We start from the raw sequence: 15840 nt of genomic DNA on the forward strand, positions 1-15840 counted from the left end.
TTTAGTCCTTAGAGGCCGAGGGCCGAACGTTCTGCCGCCAGTTGATCGACACCGTCGACCACCTGAATCATGTTGAGCGGGTCGATTTCGAACATCACGCGACCGTCGATTTCGAGCTTGTAATAAACGGCCTTGATCGCGTGCTTGATTTCCGCCTTGTCGCCCGGCTTCCAGTCGCCCATGTCGACCTCTTTGATGCCGCCGCGCAGGGTGACCACGACCGGCGTCACCACGCCTCGCAGGCCCCGGAAGGCGCCCCGAAAGACGATGGTGCAAGCGGTCTGATCGGCCAGACCGAAGTACTTCAGCGACTCGCGGCGCACGCCGTTGGTGGTAAACGCCGCTTCCAGCTTTTCCAGGCCCATGGCCATTTCGATCGGCGCGGACATGCCGCCGCCCTGATAGTCGTCGGTCTTTTGCGTCAGCTTGGGCAGCGACAGGGTCGGCACGTCGCCGGCGAAACTCACACCGTCGACAAAGGCATTCATGTTGGAGAGAACTTGAGGAATCATTGAGCGGCCCCCTTAGGCAGTTTCAAGAACTTCGGTCAGCCATTCGTTGGTGACTTCAATGAGGAAATTCGGGTTTTCTGCCGGCGGCACGTCGGTGAAGCGGATGCGCCAGTAAATTTTGCCCTGTTCGATTTGGCTGGCCGTGTTCATCTCCTTGTCCGCATAGACTTCGAAGTTGATCACCGCCCCGGCGTTCTTCTGATCGCGCATGAACGCCTGAAGGCCTTCGGTCACGTCCTGCACATAGGTCTTTGTGATCGAACGGTCGACCGCCCACTTGTGCCCGGCTTGGATCGCATCCATCAGGATGTCGCAGGTCCGCACCCGGGTAACGAACGACCATTTCGGATCGCTGGACAACGTGCGGTTGCCCCACAGGCGATAACCGCCATCGCGCAGAATCGTCGAAATGTTCGCGTTATTCAGCAGGTTGGCCCGGCAGGTTTCGTCGCCGTCCAGGTACTCGATCGGGCGCTTGGTGCCGGTGATGCCGACAAACTCTTTGTTCGACGGCGACGCCCAGTAGCCGTAATTGGCATCGGTCCAGGCGAATAGACCCGCCACCCACGCCGAACCCGGCGCGTCGACCGTGGCACTGGTGACGGTGTCCCAATACTTGACGCCGGGGTCGACCAGATACAGACGCTTGCTGCCGAACTCCAGGGCGTAGGCCATGGCCGCCTCATCGGTGGTGTTCGGCCCGTCGATAATCGCGATCGCGCGCAACTTGCCGGCCAGCGCATCCATGGCCGTGGCCACCGCTTGCGTCGAGGAATGCCCCGGGGCGATCAGCAGCTTGGGCTGGGCGTTGTGCTTGCTCTTGCCATCCAGCAGCGCTTGCAGTCCGGTACGCTGGCCATCAGCCAGAACGCCACCAATGATGGCGGACGTTTGCAACGCCTCGTCAGCGAGCTTAGGCACGCCGATGGCGACGATCACCGCCTTGGCGCGCACGTAGATCGCCTGGGCGGCCTTGGTGATTGCCGAGTCAGGGCCGAACGCGGCAATGGCTTCGCGCTCGGACGTGAGCAACACCAGCTCGCCGGCGAGGGCCTTGCCGCCGCCCAACAGGCCCGGGGTGAAGGTGTCGCACAGACCAATGATCGACGACGACGGCAGCGAGATGGTGCGCGCACCGGTGTCGATCAACGTGGTAGTGACGCCGTGAAAGAAACTCATAAGGCTCAATCTCCAGAAACGAAAAAGCCCCGCATAAGCGAGGCTGTCAGGGATGGTCGTGTTACGCGTAACGGAAAAGAAAACGCCCCGTCAGTGCGGGGCGTTTATTGGGCTTGCTCGGCCAGCCAGGGCGGCGCGATCGGGCGATGGTCCATGAGTGGGAATTCGCCGGCCTCCGGCCAGTTGCGCAGCGCTTGACGGAATGCCTGCAACTCGCTGTATTGCTCCAGCGTCAACGTGGTAGTGGTCGCGCCTTCAAGCTCGTCGCGATGGCGTGAGACAACCCCGTCGGTCGCCAACAAACGCTCATCACGCCAACGGCGCTCAATGCCCGCCAGCGCCTCAAAAGAGGGCGGCGGCGGATCGATCAGCACGGGGCCGCTTTCAGGAGTGAAATCAATCAACTTTCCCTCTGACTCACCCCGCAACAGTTGCGCGTGATATTCAGCACCGATTTCAATCACGTCATCCGGCATCGTCGTATGAATTGAAGGATCGTAAAAGCCGCCCGCAGTTCTCGAAGCGAACATGTAGATTTCTCCTTAGTAGCCAACGGCGAACCAAGCGCATGCGGAGTTCACAGACGCAAGGAACGCTGAAGACCCTTTGTTTAGGGCGCCAATGTTATGGCAGGTAAACGACGTTGGGCCGCTAATGTTGAAGGACCACATTGAGAGATTCGGCGCGCCGCCATTGTCTTGACTGCCGATCCATGCGCACCGGTTAGGGAATGCAACCGGGAATGTTGCTGCTACAGACGTCGTAGTGGATGCGGAATAACCCCATTGAAGGATCAGGCCACTGGGAAGCTTCTGATAACCGCTAGAAAGAAGAGAGGCCATGAAAGCAGCGGTGTATTTAAGCGCCGCCGTTCCCGACCCAATCCAGTTAGAACTAACCTTGACTAATGTCAGTTCTTCACCCGTGCCGATTACGATCGTCGTCAGGGGCGATCCGTCACAGGAAATTACGTCGGCCCCTACGCGAGACAGCGTGTGGCTTCCAACCCCCGTATTTTTGTAATGCAGGGTTGCGCCATCAATGACGCTTGTCGTGGGTGGCAGAGACGAGTTGCCGGCCCCGATGTTTAGATTTTTCCCAACGTGGCCAGCATTTGCGAAAATGCCATTCCCAACATCTGCCACCCCGGACAAATTACCCAGCGCCCGCTGAACAAACTCCGTCGTCGCGAAGGATTTACTGCTATCAAACTGCGACTGCGTTAACCAGTTAGCACCCAGCATCACGGCTGAATATTTGAGCGCCGCAGAACCGCCAACCAAGCGCCACTGAGTGTCAATGCGGATAAATTCCGCCGTGTCAGCAGCCCCCAAAACGATCGACCCAACAGAACCGATTGATGTATACAGCGCATCCCCAGCCGCTGGCTGAATGTTCAGACCGGCACTGCTAGCGCAAACAAGACAAATCGTGGCGCCCTGGGCAACGCCCGTTGTAGGCGGCAGATTGGCAAACAACAAAGCGGTGTTTGAGAAACTGTGCAACCCTCCTACATGCACCGCCGAAAGCGACGTATTCACCCCAATGCTGGTAAAGGACGAATACTCAACGCCCATACGCTTAACAAACTCCGTGTTAGCCAGCAACTTGGAGTTGTCGAACTGAGCCGGCGTATTCGCCGTGGGACTGATCAGCGCCGGCGCGTTGATTGCCGCAAAGCCTTGGGTGATGTTCTGGAACGTCAACGCCGTGGCGCCCAGGACAATCGCCCCATCTGTAACCAACTGCCAACGAGTGTCGGCCAGCGTGCTGCCCTGCTCAACCGATACCAATAACGCCGAGGTCACCTCGGCACTGCTGTCGGCATCGAGCGCGCGCCCCCAGACGCCAGCAGCCACGACGTACAGGCCGTTGTCCCTGGCCACGGACTGGTTTTTCACCAGCACCCGATCACCCGCCACTAGGGCGATGCCGTCGATGATTTGAAGGCCCGCGAGTGCGATGTTGGCCGTGGTGGCCACGCGCACCGACTGCTTGCTGTCGAGTTTGTTCAGTTCTTCCAGAAGGCGCGTGTCGACGTATTCACGCGTCGCCAGCACCACCGACGGGTCAATCTTGAGCGTGATGTTGGCAGAGCTGGACACGATGAAATTCATCCGCACCACTTGCGTGCGGCCTGAGCCCTGCGACAGCACCGGCTTGAAACTCGGCGCGCAGTTGGCCACCGCCACCAGATCGCCGTCCGCGTCATACAAGCCGATTTCGCGAATCCAGAAACCACCCTCATCGGCCGGAATGACCTGCTCGGCAATCATCACCGCCGGGTTGACCGGATCAATCTTGAGCTGATTCAGCGGACGGCGGCGCCATTCGCGGATCAGTTGGGTTTGCGTTGCGCTCGGAATCGGGTCGGTTAGGTTGGCATCACCCACACCCATTTCCGTGAGCTTCCAGGGAATGCCGAGCGCGTCGGCGTTCGCCTGCTTGGCCATCCCCACGTTCGTGAGGATCGCAAAAAACTGCGAATTCGCATCAATCATAATAAACGTCCAGGGTGTCTATGGAGTGTTCGCGGCCGACCACGCCGAAGTTGCCAGTGACCTCGATGTCGCGCATCACCGGCGGATACACGTCGATTTCGTCGCCCTCGTAGAGCGTTACCGCAATGTTCAAATTGCCTTGGGTTTCGAGGCTGATCGCCAGCCCGGTCAGGTGCCGCGTGACGGGCTTGGCGTCGTCAATCAGGCGCTCCAGCTCCTGATACATTTCTTCGGTGATCCCGGTGTCCAGCACGCCGACCTTCAGCGCAAAGGTGCCCGGCGGGCCTTCCGGCACCGTGTTAAACCACTCGACGATTTCAATCAGATAGCCCAGGGGCTCGACCACCCGGCGCAACGCGCCGATGGTCCCCTTGTGGGCATGGATGTAATAAGACGCCTTGATGGCCGCTCGCTTGGTCGCCTCGGTCCATCCGGGGTCCCAGCGATCGACCGACCACGCCCACGCCAAATGCGGCAGCAGATGCACCGGGCAGGTATCGGCGTTGTACAGGGTGCGCAACGGGACAATGGTTCGCTCATAAAACGCCGCCTCCAGGGCGCGCTCCAGTGGCGTGCTATTGCTCGGCAGCAGGCTTTTCATGAGGCACCCGCCAGTTTCACGTCATAGCCCACGCAGTACGCCGCCTGCGCCTTGGTCGGGGCCAGATCCGCCCAGCCGACCAGCTCGACCCGAGCCACGCCGGCAACGTGCAATTGCGCGTCGACCGCCGAACGGGCCACCTCGACCCCCAAGCGCTTGCGTGGATTGATCCACTTCGCCAAGCGGTTGATGGCTTCGGCCAAACTGGCATCCCCCTCAGGCCCGGCGCCGGTCATGTGCAAAATGGCGTCAATGCGATAATCAATAATCTGCGCGCTCTGCACCGTGACCCGATCGCACACCGGTCGCACGTCTTCGTCATTCAGCGCCGCCTTGACCGTGGCCAACAGCTCGGCACTGGCCTCCCCCTTGCCTTCGGAACTCAACACCGTGACCGTGACGTAACACGGCGCCGGGCTTTCCGCCGTGGCATCCATCACCACCCCCGAGGCGTTACGGGCGTGCAAGATGTAACTGGCACGCGGCCCGGCCGTGGTCAGCCCCTCAAAGGCCAACTGGATGCGCTCGCGAAACGGGTCGTCCTGCTCCTTGACCTCCGGCACCGGCGGCACCGCCGACAGATCCTCGGCCTGAATCACCAGGCGTTTCAGGTTGTAATTGGCGCCCAGATGATCAAGGTCAGCGCCGATCGCATGGGCCAACAGTAGCGCTTTGCAACCATCGTTAACCCGGGCACGGTTAGCGACCTTCATATAGGCCCCCACCTCCAGCACCTTAACCACCGGCTCGCTCTCAATCGGCGCGCTCCAGTTGTCGCCCATGTAGCCGCGAAACGTGCTCAGGGCTTCGTCATAGGTGTCTTCGAAGTCCAACGGCTCCAGCACATCCGGCGCCGGCAGGGCCGACAGATCCACGATGCTCATACGCTCACCTCAAACAGAAAGCGGTCGCCGAGGTATTCGCCGGCAATGCTCAGATTGATTTGCCCGCCCAGCACCGAGAGGGCGCGGATGCGCTCCAGCTTGACGCGCGGTTCCCAGCGACTGATCGCCCGGACCGCCTCGGCTTGCACCGAGCTTTTCCAGCCTTCGTTCACCGGCATGTCGACGTACAAGGGAATGTTGCTGCCGTACTCCGGCCGGTGCCGGCGACTGCCCACCCGTGTGCCCAGGATGTCGGCAATGGACTGGCGCAGATGCGCGATGCCGGAGATGGGTTGGCCGGTGTGGCGATCCATTCCGATCATCTAGGTCACTCCTTAAACTGTTCGAATTCTTCGCTGGCTTTCAGGAACGTCAGAGCCTCGCTGTCGGACGTTGCGACTTCCACCAGCCCTTTAGCCACCGGCAATGCGCGGCCGCTTCTGGGGATGATTAAAGTTCGTGACGTATAAACCTTGTCGCGAAACTTCAGCCGCAACTCTGGTACCGGGAAAGCGATTGGTTGCTCATCGCTGACAGGGTTGTCGATGGTCTTGGCCATGTTTTCTCCAGGCAAAAAAAACCCGCACTTGGCGGGTTGTCGTGGGGTGAAAAATTAATGCGTGTGATGGTTGCTGTTGCCACCGGCGTCAATGATCGCGCCGGCACTGGTGATGCCCTGCGTGACGTGTAGCGCACCGTCGATGGTCACCGCCGCTTTCAGGTTGATATTGCCGGTCGTTACGGTAACGGCGGCATCGGTGACGACCACCTCAGTACTGGCGACTTTAATGGTCACCGTGCCGCTTGGCAGGGTGATGGCGTAGGACCTGGCCTGCCAGTCGTAGACCAGCGAACCACCGTCGTCGAAACGCCAAACCTCGACATGGTCGCGGTTATCCGGTGGCGCGCCAGCATTGCCATACAAGCCCGGAACAAAAGTGCCCATACCGGCCTGACCGCTGGGGTTGAACAACACCCCCTGCTCACCAAGGGTTGGCACGCGCCAGTGTCGCGCCTTACCGGCGGCCAAGCTGTGCCAGCGCACCCAGGCGCTGGTCCACTCGCCATTCGACACCCGCACTGCAGGTGCAACCAGATCGACGCCGACTACCGCACACGGCATCAACATGGCTGCAATCATGCGGTCATGCTCGGCGCTCGCGTAACTCACGGCAGGTCCTCAGGTTTGAAAAAGTCGGCTTTGACGTCGTCGTTGAAGCCCAGCATCAGGGTGCCCGGCGGTTCGTCCGGCCAAGGCCATTCTTCCTCGCCGAGGTAGATCTGCTGCGTCCACTCCACCAACCAGACCACGTAGCCATCCAGCTCCGGCTTGGTCCAGTCCTGCATCGCCTGAACAAACTCGGCAGGCTCCACCTCAAGCCCCCACGTTTGCAGTCGCAACAAGACGGCCAGCTGCGCTGCCAGGTGCGCGGCTTGCTGGCAATGCTGGGGGCGTATCGGGTCAACAATGATCCGGGCCTCGAACTTGCAAATAACGGTTGTCTGCCCCGTTCCGATGTCGAGGCCGGGTTCCATCTCAGCCAGTTCAATGAACACCGCCGGCAATGCAACGCGATCCTTGATGTTCGGCCACGCTGTCACCGCGTGAACGCCCGGCAGATGAGCCTTCAGGTGCTGCTCAATTGCCCGGTAGAGCTGGTCAAGACTAAAAGGCTCGTCAGCCATTGGTCGTCCCCTTCAAATACTTTTGCAGCTCAAAGTTGAATTCCTGCCGCAAGATTTCCAGCAGGCGCGCATCGGCGCGTTTGACCCAACTATCGAAGTGCGGGCGGGCTTGCTCCAGTGACACTTTGGCTTTGGCCAGCGGGAATCGATTGCCGTGTTCCGCAACCCACCCTGAACTCGGTCCACGACCGGGTGACACCGTGCTGTCGGGATAATCGTCCGCGTTGAAATGCTTGCTCGCGGTGCGAATCCAGATGTCGGGCTTGTTGCCGTAGACCTTCTTCAGGAACGCGCCCTGGTAACGCCGTCCCGCTACCGACACCCCGCTGCCCGTCTGCCGCGCTCGGCCGATCCGGCTGGATTCGATGGCGTTCAAACCAAACCACAGCTTGCCGCTCGAAGCCCCGCCGGACACCGGGTAACTGCGCAGCCGTTGACGCACTGCCGCGACGGCAATGCGTTCCTGCCGACTGACGGCCCGGGCAATGTGCGTACGCAGCCACCCCAGCGTTTTGTTGATCGCCCGACGTTGCGCAGCTGCCGCAGCCTTGGGCACCAGCTTGGCAAAGTCCTGGAACGCGTTCAGGTCCGCCGTCGAGGACTGGATGGAAATCATCCCGCCACCGGCCGAGGGCTTGAAGTAACTGCCGACGCTCACGGGCGCATCCTCAGAATCAAGGCAACCAGACCGTCACCGCTCGGCTCCAACTGCAGCAGGTCGTAATCGCCACCGCCATCCAAGGCCGGCAAATCGATGCTGACCAGAAGCCCGCGTACAAGGCCGTGCGAATCGCTGACGCGGATCTCGAACCTCGGCTCACGCAAACCGGTGTTGAGCTTGCCGAACTTGGGCTGTAACCAGGGCGCGGCGAACATGCCGAGCACCGGTTCTGCTCGGCCCTCGATCCGCGCGCTGTCGCCCAGCGTCTCGAACACCACCGCGTCGACCTCGGCAATCAGATCGCGAAAGCCCACGATCAGAGCTCCAGCAGGATCTGTGCGCGCGGCCGGGTGCACAGGTGCAGCGGGTTGGACTGCGCTTCGCCGGCCATGCCCTTGCCGAACTGCATAGGCTCAATCTTGCTGTAGTACGGGATACCCTGGGTGTTGACCGTTTCCATGTAGTCAGCCGGTGCGAACACCGAGATGTACAGGTCAGGAACACCTTCAGGGACCAGCAGCGCCTTATCGTCGTGGACGAAAGATACGCCCGCGACTTTGCCACGGTAGCGCTCCCACACGATGCCGCCGAATTCGAAGCTTTCCCGGGCATCACCCCGCAACGCCGCTGCTTGCTGGCTGTTGAGGTAAGTCTCTTTGACCGATTCGTGAACGATCAGCTTGTTCCAGAAATGCTTGCCGCAGAACGCGCGAGAACCCGTGCTGGTCACGACGCCGAGGGCATCTTCCTGCATATCCAACGCTTCGCCGCATTTGACGCGCAGCTCAGCGTTGGGGTCCGTCAGTCCCATGGAGAGCTTCTGACGCTCTACTCCGAAGCGGTCATACAGGTCTAACAGCACCGTCGAACCATCGGCATCCAGGATCAAGCCGTTGAGCGCGCCCATACGCTGAAACTCGTGGGTTGCGTCCAACTGACGGCGCGCTTTGGCCAAACGGGTATTGACCACATCCTGCACTGCCTGCAACTCGGTGCGGGTACCGAAGGCGCGAATACCTTGAATCTCGTCGGCCTTGATGGTGAAGCGCTCCGGCAGGTGCACGGTGTTGAACGGGATCAGATTGCGCTTGCTCGCCGCGACCACCAGACCAGAGCCGCCGCGTTCACCAGCCGGCACCAGCGCCAGGGTGTCGCCGTCCTTTTCGATCTGCACGGTCAGGGTGGTGATGCCTTCTTCGCGGAACAGGCCAAGGGCGCTGATGCGGCCCGGGAGGTAGGGTTGATCGTTGAGTGCAGCAGTCAGCGCGGTAACGGTAAACGCTTCGTCGTCAAAAATGGCGATCTCGGCCATGGGTACTCTCCAGAAATGAAAAAACCCGCTCAGGGCGGGCCGGATAAACGTAAGGGATAGTCTTAGCGAACAATCAGGAAATGGCTGGCCAAAGCCTGTTCCGCCACAGGGTCAAGCCCGGTCAGGTGTGCTTCGCTGACTTCAGCCAAACGCACCACGGCGCGCCCCCGACGCACAATGTCCGACTCGCCCAATGGCCCGTAGAGAATCGCCACGGCCGCCTCGGTACCGTCTGTGGCAGCAGAGTCATACGGCGCGAATTCGGCTGTGGCCGTCACCAGGCCGAGAACCTGCCCCGGATTCAGCGCGGGGCCAGCGGCGACGTTGATAGTTTCCCGAGAAATGTTCCCCGCGCCCTCGGACAGCAGAAATTCACCCGCGTGAATCGGCTCTTTTTTGATGGTCATGCTCTTGCTCCTTTCGCGCCGCGCGCAGTTCCAGATTGGGCCGCTTGTCGCGAAGCCCAGATCGAGGTGGGATCAGGTTGTTTGGCCAGCACCTTGGGTGCCGGGTCGTGGTCGAGCGGCAGGCTGTTGTCGATTTCAAAGCCCTTGCCACTGGTGACAATCTTGTCGAACAGACGCGCTCGAACCGCTGCAGCGTCCAGCCCCGCTGACACGTACTCGGCGCTGAACTCCGGCAAGCGGGCGGCCACACAGAGGTCATTCACCGCCTTGGCACGCGCCAATCCGGCCAAGACGATCTCTTCGCTTTCGAGCTGGGTCGAGCTGAGCAGCGACTCGACCAGATTGCTGATGCCCGCCGCCGTGCAACGCTGGGTGATCATCAATGCCAACTTGGCCGAATCGACGACCGGCGGCACCAAGGGTGGATCGACCGGATCCAGATCCAGATCCGTTTCCGGTGGTTCGTCGAGCTGGGCCACTAGTTCAGCCGGTGCATGCTGGTAACGCTGCAGCACGGCCCCTTGGCCGAGGCAGGCCTTGACCGTAATGCCGTCGCCGACTTCATCGGCCAAGCCCAGTGCCACCGCTTCATTGGCCGTCAGCCAAGTTTCGGCGTTGACCATGCGCCGCAGCTCGGCGTCATCGATGTCCGGCGCCTTGGCCTTGTAGGCCGCAATGATCGCCTCCAGGGTCTGATCCAGCACATCAGCGACTCGACGGAAGTCCTCCGCATCGCCACCGGCGTAGGTGTAAGGGTTGTGGATCATCAGCATCGCGTTCGACGCAATGACGACACGGTGTGCGCCGCACACCGCCACGCTGGCAGCACTGGCGGCTAACGCATCAATCCGGCCGGTGCAGCGCTCGCCCAGACGCGACAGCGCGTTGTGCATGGCCAACCCGTCAAACAAATCTCCGCCGATGCTGTTGAATGCCGCGATCACTGGCGAGACGCCGTCGTCCATGGCGCGCAGGTCCTGCACGAATTGATTGGCAGTAATGCCCCAGGTGCCGATCTCGCCATAGACAAAGACTTCGATCACTCGCTCGGTGGCCTCGCCGCTGACCTGCAATGCGTACCAGGTTTTGTCCTGAACCTGCACGCGCTGACCCGCGCGGTTGTAAATACGCGGTCGCGTTTTCTTGCTCATGGTTGCTCCTTGTCGTCGGTTATTTCGACGGCTTCAAGGGTTGTGTAGTTGAGGCCCAGTGCGGTGGCCCGCGCCAGATCGGCGGCGTTTTCCAGGTCGACCGTTTCGGCGTCGTAGCCAGTGCGCAGGACCATCTCGCTGCGCGAGGCAAAGCCGGCCTGGACTTCCATCCGTCGTGCCTGAACGTCCTGCACCGGTTGGATGTAGGCCCAACCTTGCGGCACCCAACGGGCACGCAAATAGTCACGGCGCTTCTGCGCGTAATCGCTCAGCACCAGGACACCGGACAACACGGCCATGTCCATCCAGGCGGCCCGTACTGGGCGGCAGAGCTGGTGGACATAGACACCGAATTGCAGTTGTTCCAGGCGGCGCCGAAACTCGTTGAGCACCACACGTAACGCTCGGTCGTTGATCCCGCGCATGTCGCCGGTGAGGATCTCGTAAGGCGTGCCGGACCCAGCGGCGGCGGCCATCAGTTGCTGCCGCATGAAGTCCGGGTAGTTGTTGCCCGCGTCCGGTGGCTTGGAGAACTCCACCTCTTCACCGGGTCCCAGTTCCTGCATGGTTCCGGGTTCCAGCGCGACCATCGGTGTGAAGCCGTCACGGTCGAGATCCAACAACTGGCCGGTGACCGGATCTCGTGGCGTCTGCCCCGAGTCCGGAGCCGGCCGGCTGATGAATCCGGCAAACAGGTTGGCCACCTCCTGGCGAAACAACACCGCGTCGTCGTAGTTGTCGAGGCTGCGCAGGCGCTTGAGCACCGGCGACAATCGTGGCACTCCGCGCAGTTGACCCGGCTCGACCGGTTCAAAGATGTGCAGCACCTGGACAGCCGGCACTCGCACCAGTTGGTTGTAGCCGGCGTTCAGCGATGACGCGTCGCGTGGATGTGACAGGTACATCCAATACGCCACCCGTTTGCCGCCGGGATTGAACTCGATCCCGGCGCGGATAACGTTGCCGGATTTGGTGCTCTCGTACTTGTCGTGCGGGACAAACTCCGGCGCCAGAATCTGCAACTGCAGCGGAACCGCCAAGCCCTCGTCCAGGCTACGCGGTCGTAGCCGCACAAAGCACTCCCCCGAGGTTTCAACGGTGCGCGCTACCAAGGCCTGCTGGCCGTAGAAGTCGGTACGATCGTCCGCATCCGATTCATCGACCCAATCGCCCCACAGCTCCTGCAGCAACTTGCGTAACGCATCGTCGTCAGTGGTCGGCCGCGGAGTGATGCCCGTACCGATCAGGTTGCTGACGCGCTTGTCGATCACGTTGAAGGCATACGGGTCATTGCGAACCGCTGCCCGGGAGCGCGAACGCAGGTTGCGCAGTGCCGGGGTGTTGATGCTGTTGATCCCGTTGTCGGGAGCATCCCAACCAGTGGAGCGTCGGCCCTCCCCGGCACCTTCGTAACTAGCCTTGATGTTCGACGGCAACACGAATCCGTTACGGGTGAGCGTCGGATAGTGACGGGCCATTAGACTCCTTTGCCTCCGTGATACAGCCTGACCACGCGCGAGCGTGGTCCAGCGGCGCTGATCAGCGACATGCGAATCTCTTCGCGCGCCTTGAGCAGCTCGTCGACGGTGCGATATTCCACGGTGCGATCGGTGTAGCGGACGACTTTCTCACCGCGAGCGATGGCCGCCTCAACCGCGTCGAGGTGCTTCTGGGTAAATGACATATCAGCGTCTCTTCAGGTAACCGCTGGTGGAACTGCGGCGTTGAGGTGGTGTTGCTGCGGGGCGCGTTTGCACGACCGGAACAGCGGGTGGTGACGCCGGTTGCCGAGTCGGTGTTGCTGGACCAGGACTATCGACCCGTTCGCCTTGAACGGGCTTGATGCCCAGGGCTTCGTCAAACAGTCCGGACTGCGCCAGGGACTGACGCACGCGCTCCCAGTCGTGTTCCTTGTAGCGATTCAGGCCCAGGTAATGCGCCATGGCCAAGCAATACACCATCAGGTCGAGCGCTTCGTTGTGCTCGGCTTTGCCCTTGACCCACTCGATGCGCTTGTGACCCCGGATGTACCGCGCGACTTTGCGCTCCGCGACGCACTGATCGAAGAAGTCATCCGGCAAGTCATTGGCAAAGTGCAACGCACCCGGACCGGATTCGAACGGGTAGCGGTTGTAGATCCAGTCCTTTGCCGTGTCGGTACCGACGAACCACAGCTCAGCACCGTTGCGTTCGGTTTGGCCTTTCCAGGTCACATCGACCATCGAGGGGCGTTGAGCAATGACCGGCTTGCCGGGTTTGCTTGCACCTTTGATGGCGAACACGTTGCGCCAGCGACGAACACGGCAGAACTGGTAAACCTCATCGGTGTGGTGACCGCCGGAGTCGACAGCGGTGGCCAGAATGCCCAAGCCAACACCGCACGGATGGCGATATTTAGCCTTGAGCAACTCATCCAGCGCCGCCCAGGTGCGTTCGTCTGCGGGATCGCCCGAAACGATCTGGAAATCAACGACCCAGCGCTCCATGCCGGCGCCCCAGCCCATGGCCATGAATTCCAACCGGTTGGCCTGAACGTCGACGGCCCCGGTGATCATCATCACTGCCGCCGGCATTGAGCCAAGGCTGTATCCTTCCAGCCGCGCCCGACGCCTCAGGACATCTGCTTTGGTCTGCTCCTGAGCCGCGTCCCAAACCTTCGCCAGTCGGGTGTTATAAAACACCTGCATGGGCTCAAGGTCGCCTTTGGCCTGGGCCTTTTTAGCCTTCTCGAATTGCTTGGCCAGCGACTTCCAATCCATCCAACCCAGCGGCGAATACAATGCGTTGAGGTGGAAGCCAACGGTTTCACCGTCGCCTTCGGCGTGGGCCCGCCATTCACCGTTGGTGAGCATTTCGCCTTTGTGATACTCCTCGATCAGCACATCACACTCAGGTCCGGCGCACTGGTAATGCACCACGCTGAAGTCCGTTGAGTAGTGCAGCCGTTCCCACTCAAGGATTTGCATGTGCCCGCAAGTCGGGCATGGCACGTAGTAGTGACGCTGGTCGCTGCCATCGAACAGATCAGAGATCCGCGAGGCGCCCTTGATCGTCGGCGAGCTGGAGAAGTAGAACTTGGCGTTACGGCCAAAGGTACTGCCCCGGGTTTCTGCCAGCTCGATAGGGTCACCCTCCTCGCCGATGTCCACCTCCCAGCGGTCGATCTCATCACCGTAAACATAGCGGGCCGACAACTCCGATAAGTTGGCGGCCGATCCGGCGGTGGTGACGTACAACGTGCCACCCTCGAACTCCTTGGTGTCCATGGTGTTGCGCGAATCCCGCGAGCGGTTAGCCGCCACACGCTCGCGCAACACCGGCGTCGCTTTGATCGTTTTGCCGATCCGCGAGGACACCCGTTTGGCCAGGCCGAGGCTGGGCAGCAGCGCCAGGATATTTGACGGCGCCATGTGCATCAGGCCGCCGATCCAGTTCAGACCGATCTGGGTTTTCATCAACTGCGACGCGACCATGGTGATCACCCGCTTGCAGGGGTGAGCCGGCGACAGGCAACGCATGGGCTCGCGGGCATACGGTGTACGCGAGGTGCGGTACTGGCCCGGCTCAGCGGCACCGGTGTCACGCGGGATCCGCATGTACTCGTCGGCCCACTGATCGATCCAGACGTCCGGGTCGGGCCGTAGCCCACGGAAATACGCCTCGCGGTACACCTCCGCACCGTCAGGGAATCCAGTGGGCATGGGCTTAACTCGTGGTCAATGCGTGTTCAAGGTCCGCTGAAGACATGCGTTCGGCGTCTTCCAGCGAGCGGCGGATCGCCGCCGTGAGGTGCTTTTCGATTTCCCAAGGGTCTGTCATCGACGCCAGTTCCGGAGCCAGTTGCGGCGGCATCCCCAGCAGTTGATCGCGCAGCATGCGACCGGCGTTGTAGGCACCGGTTTGAACTGCCGACAGAACTACCAGCGAGCCCTTGGCCTTGTGCAACTCGATCTCGGCGAGCTGGGCCAGGTTGTGCTCGCGCAATGCGCGGGCCTTCTGGAAATCGGGGAGCTGTCCCGCAGGGGTAATCGTGAGCGACGGCGCAGCCGTTGAAGTCGGCTCTACCTGGCTGGATAGCTGACTGTAAACGTCACGCTGAAGCCGATCTTGGTGGTGGCGGTCAGCGACAGCGGTCTTGCTGGGGTCAGCGGTGTCGCGAATCAACGCTTCGCTGGCCGAGACATCGACCTGTTTACCGTCGGCGGTCAGCACCAGGCGGTTGTTGTTTTTCAACCATGTAATGTAGCTGGGCGCCCTGCCGATCCGAGCCGCGAAGGCGCTCTTTGACAGGTACATTGGTTCTGTCATAAGCCCTCCTTTTCAACGGCTTTTCAACGGCTTTTCAATGGAACCTTTCGATTTCAATGGATTGAATTTCAGTAAGCTGGCAACCCTGCCGCTAACAACTTCCCGCGGGTTTCCGACCCCGTACCCCTCGGATAACCCCAGGGTCCCCGGCGGTTTTCCGCGCCCCGGACCGGTGCATCACCCCTGTTCACCACCGGAGGGTGGCGCTTCGCAGACACCCAGCCGCTTGGCGGCCCAGCGTTCGTACAACCCGATGGCAACATCGGCGCCGGCCATTGCGGTCAGGCAGCCCATCGCCGATGCAGTCCAGATCGACACCCCGGCGGCGTGCAACAACATCATGGTGGACAGTCCGCAACCAACGCAGGCACCGGACCGAAGTGCCAGGCGTCGTAACAATGCCCAACCCCTTGCCCCGTCCTTGTCAGCTCGCCACATCTCGCCCGACACGCCGCCGACCAGGGCCAGGACGATCACTAACCAGATCGGCATCTCTGCCAGCGTTTGCTGCTCGTTTGTCATCGCCTACCCCATAAACGCAAAAACCCGGCGTAATGGCCGGGTTTGGTGTGTGGTGCCTGCCGCTCTCTGCGGTCGCACCTATCGAAGATGACTACTTTTTACAGGTGGATTCCGGT

General features: G+C 61.1%; 20 protein-coding genes. All 20 read right to left on the reverse strand.

The window, feature by feature from the left end; translation table 11 throughout:
• Positions 1-8: 8 nt before the first annotated feature.
• Positions 9-512, reverse strand: coding sequence for a phage major tail tube protein (locus tag RHP74_RS16550; RefSeq protein ID WP_010462348.1), 504 nt, complete (start codon positions 510-512; stop codon positions 9-11).
• 12 nt (positions 513-524) lie between these two features.
• Complete coding sequence (locus tag RHP74_RS16555) at positions 525-1691, reverse strand: phage tail sheath family protein (RefSeq protein ID WP_311095863.1); 1167 nt, start codon at positions 1689-1691, stop codon at positions 525-527.
• A gap of 104 nt (positions 1692-1795) precedes the next feature.
• On the reverse strand, positions 1796-2221 hold the full coding sequence (locus tag RHP74_RS16560; protein WP_311095864.1) for a phage tail assembly chaperone: 426 nt from the start codon (positions 2219-2221) through the stop codon (positions 1796-1798).
• 12 nt (positions 2222-2233) lie between these two features.
• A complete protein-coding gene (locus RHP74_RS16565) occupies positions 2234-4192 on the reverse strand; it encodes a phage tail protein (RefSeq protein ID WP_311095865.1) in 1959 nt (652 codons plus the stop codon).
• Complete coding sequence (locus RHP74_RS16570; RefSeq protein ID WP_311095866.1) at positions 4185-4793, reverse strand: phage tail protein I; 609 nt, start codon at positions 4791-4793, stop codon at positions 4185-4187. Before RHP74_RS16570 ends, RHP74_RS16565 begins: the two co-directional genes overlap by 8 nt.
• Positions 4790-5677 carry a baseplate J/gp47 family protein gene (locus tag RHP74_RS16575; protein WP_311095867.1) on the reverse strand — a complete coding sequence of 296 codons (888 nt, stop codon included), beginning with the start codon at positions 5675-5677 and terminating at the stop codon, positions 4790-4792. The genes RHP74_RS16570 and RHP74_RS16575 overlap by 4 nt, the downstream gene beginning before the upstream one ends.
• Positions 5674-6000 (reverse strand): GPW/gp25 family protein, encoded by a 327-nt coding sequence (locus RHP74_RS16580; RefSeq protein WP_311095868.1) that lies wholly within the window; start codon positions 5998-6000, stop codon positions 5674-5676. The genes RHP74_RS16575 and RHP74_RS16580 overlap by 4 nt, the downstream gene beginning before the upstream one ends.
• A gap of 5 nt (positions 6001-6005) precedes the next feature.
• Entirely contained in the window at positions 6006-6236 is a 231-nt protein-coding gene (locus RHP74_RS16585) for a hypothetical protein (protein ID WP_311095869.1), read from the reverse strand.
• Positions 6237-6290: 54 nt separating this feature from the next.
• Positions 6291-6848 carry a phage baseplate assembly protein V gene (locus RHP74_RS16590; RefSeq protein ID WP_311095870.1) on the reverse strand — a complete coding sequence of 186 codons (558 nt, stop codon included), beginning with the start codon at positions 6846-6848 and terminating at the stop codon, positions 6291-6293.
• Positions 6845-7363: a hypothetical protein gene (locus RHP74_RS16595; protein WP_311095871.1), complete on the reverse strand. Its 519-nt coding sequence runs from the start codon at positions 7361-7363 to the stop codon at positions 6845-6847. The genes RHP74_RS16590 and RHP74_RS16595 overlap by 4 nt, the downstream gene beginning before the upstream one ends.
• On the reverse strand, positions 7356-8021 hold the full coding sequence (locus RHP74_RS16600; protein WP_311095872.1) for a hypothetical protein: 666 nt from the start codon (positions 8019-8021) through the stop codon (positions 7356-7358). Before RHP74_RS16600 ends, RHP74_RS16595 begins: the two co-directional genes overlap by 8 nt.
• Positions 8018-8338 (reverse strand): hypothetical protein, encoded by a 321-nt coding sequence (locus RHP74_RS16605; RefSeq protein WP_311095873.1) that lies wholly within the window; start codon positions 8336-8338, stop codon positions 8018-8020. Before RHP74_RS16605 ends, RHP74_RS16600 begins: the two co-directional genes overlap by 4 nt.
• 2 nt (positions 8339-8340) lie before the next feature.
• Positions 8341-9336 carry a major capsid protein gene (locus RHP74_RS16610; RefSeq protein ID WP_311095874.1) on the reverse strand — a complete coding sequence of 332 codons (996 nt, stop codon included), beginning with the start codon at positions 9334-9336 and terminating at the stop codon, positions 8341-8343.
• A 62-nt stretch (positions 9337-9398) separates the two neighbouring features.
• Positions 9399-9743: a head decoration protein gene (locus RHP74_RS16615; protein WP_311095875.1), complete on the reverse strand. Its 345-nt coding sequence runs from the start codon at positions 9741-9743 to the stop codon at positions 9399-9401.
• Positions 9740-10894 carry a head maturation protease, ClpP-related gene (locus RHP74_RS16620; RefSeq protein WP_311095876.1) on the reverse strand — a complete coding sequence of 385 codons (1155 nt, stop codon included), beginning with the start codon at positions 10892-10894 and terminating at the stop codon, positions 9740-9742. Before RHP74_RS16620 ends, RHP74_RS16615 begins: the two co-directional genes overlap by 4 nt.
• Positions 10891-12372 (reverse strand): phage portal protein, encoded by a 1482-nt coding sequence (locus tag RHP74_RS16625; RefSeq protein WP_311095877.1) that lies wholly within the window; start codon positions 12370-12372, stop codon positions 10891-10893. Before RHP74_RS16625 ends, RHP74_RS16620 begins: the two co-directional genes overlap by 4 nt.
• A complete protein-coding gene (locus RHP74_RS16630; protein ID WP_311095878.1) occupies positions 12372-12578 on the reverse strand; it encodes a phage head-tail joining protein in 207 nt (68 codons plus the stop codon). The genes RHP74_RS16625 and RHP74_RS16630 overlap by 1 nt, the downstream gene beginning before the upstream one ends.
• Position 12579: 1 nt before the next feature.
• A complete protein-coding gene (locus RHP74_RS16635; RefSeq protein WP_311095879.1) occupies positions 12580-14595 on the reverse strand; it encodes a phage terminase large subunit family protein in 2016 nt (671 codons plus the stop codon).
• 4 nt (positions 14596-14599) lie between these two features.
• Positions 14600-15202: a terminase small subunit gene (locus tag RHP74_RS16640; RefSeq protein WP_311095880.1), complete on the reverse strand. Its 603-nt coding sequence runs from the start codon at positions 15200-15202 to the stop codon at positions 14600-14602.
• A 177-nt stretch (positions 15203-15379) separates the two neighbouring features.
• On the reverse strand, positions 15380-15724 hold the full coding sequence (locus tag RHP74_RS16645; protein WP_311095881.1) for a phage holin family protein: 345 nt from the start codon (positions 15722-15724) through the stop codon (positions 15380-15382).
• Positions 15725-15840 lie beyond the last annotated feature (116 nt).

Source organism: Pseudomonas sp. SG20052 (assembly GCF_031766055.1).
Classification (GTDB): Bacteria; Pseudomonadota; Gammaproteobacteria; order Pseudomonadales; family Pseudomonadaceae; genus Aquipseudomonas; species Aquipseudomonas mandelii.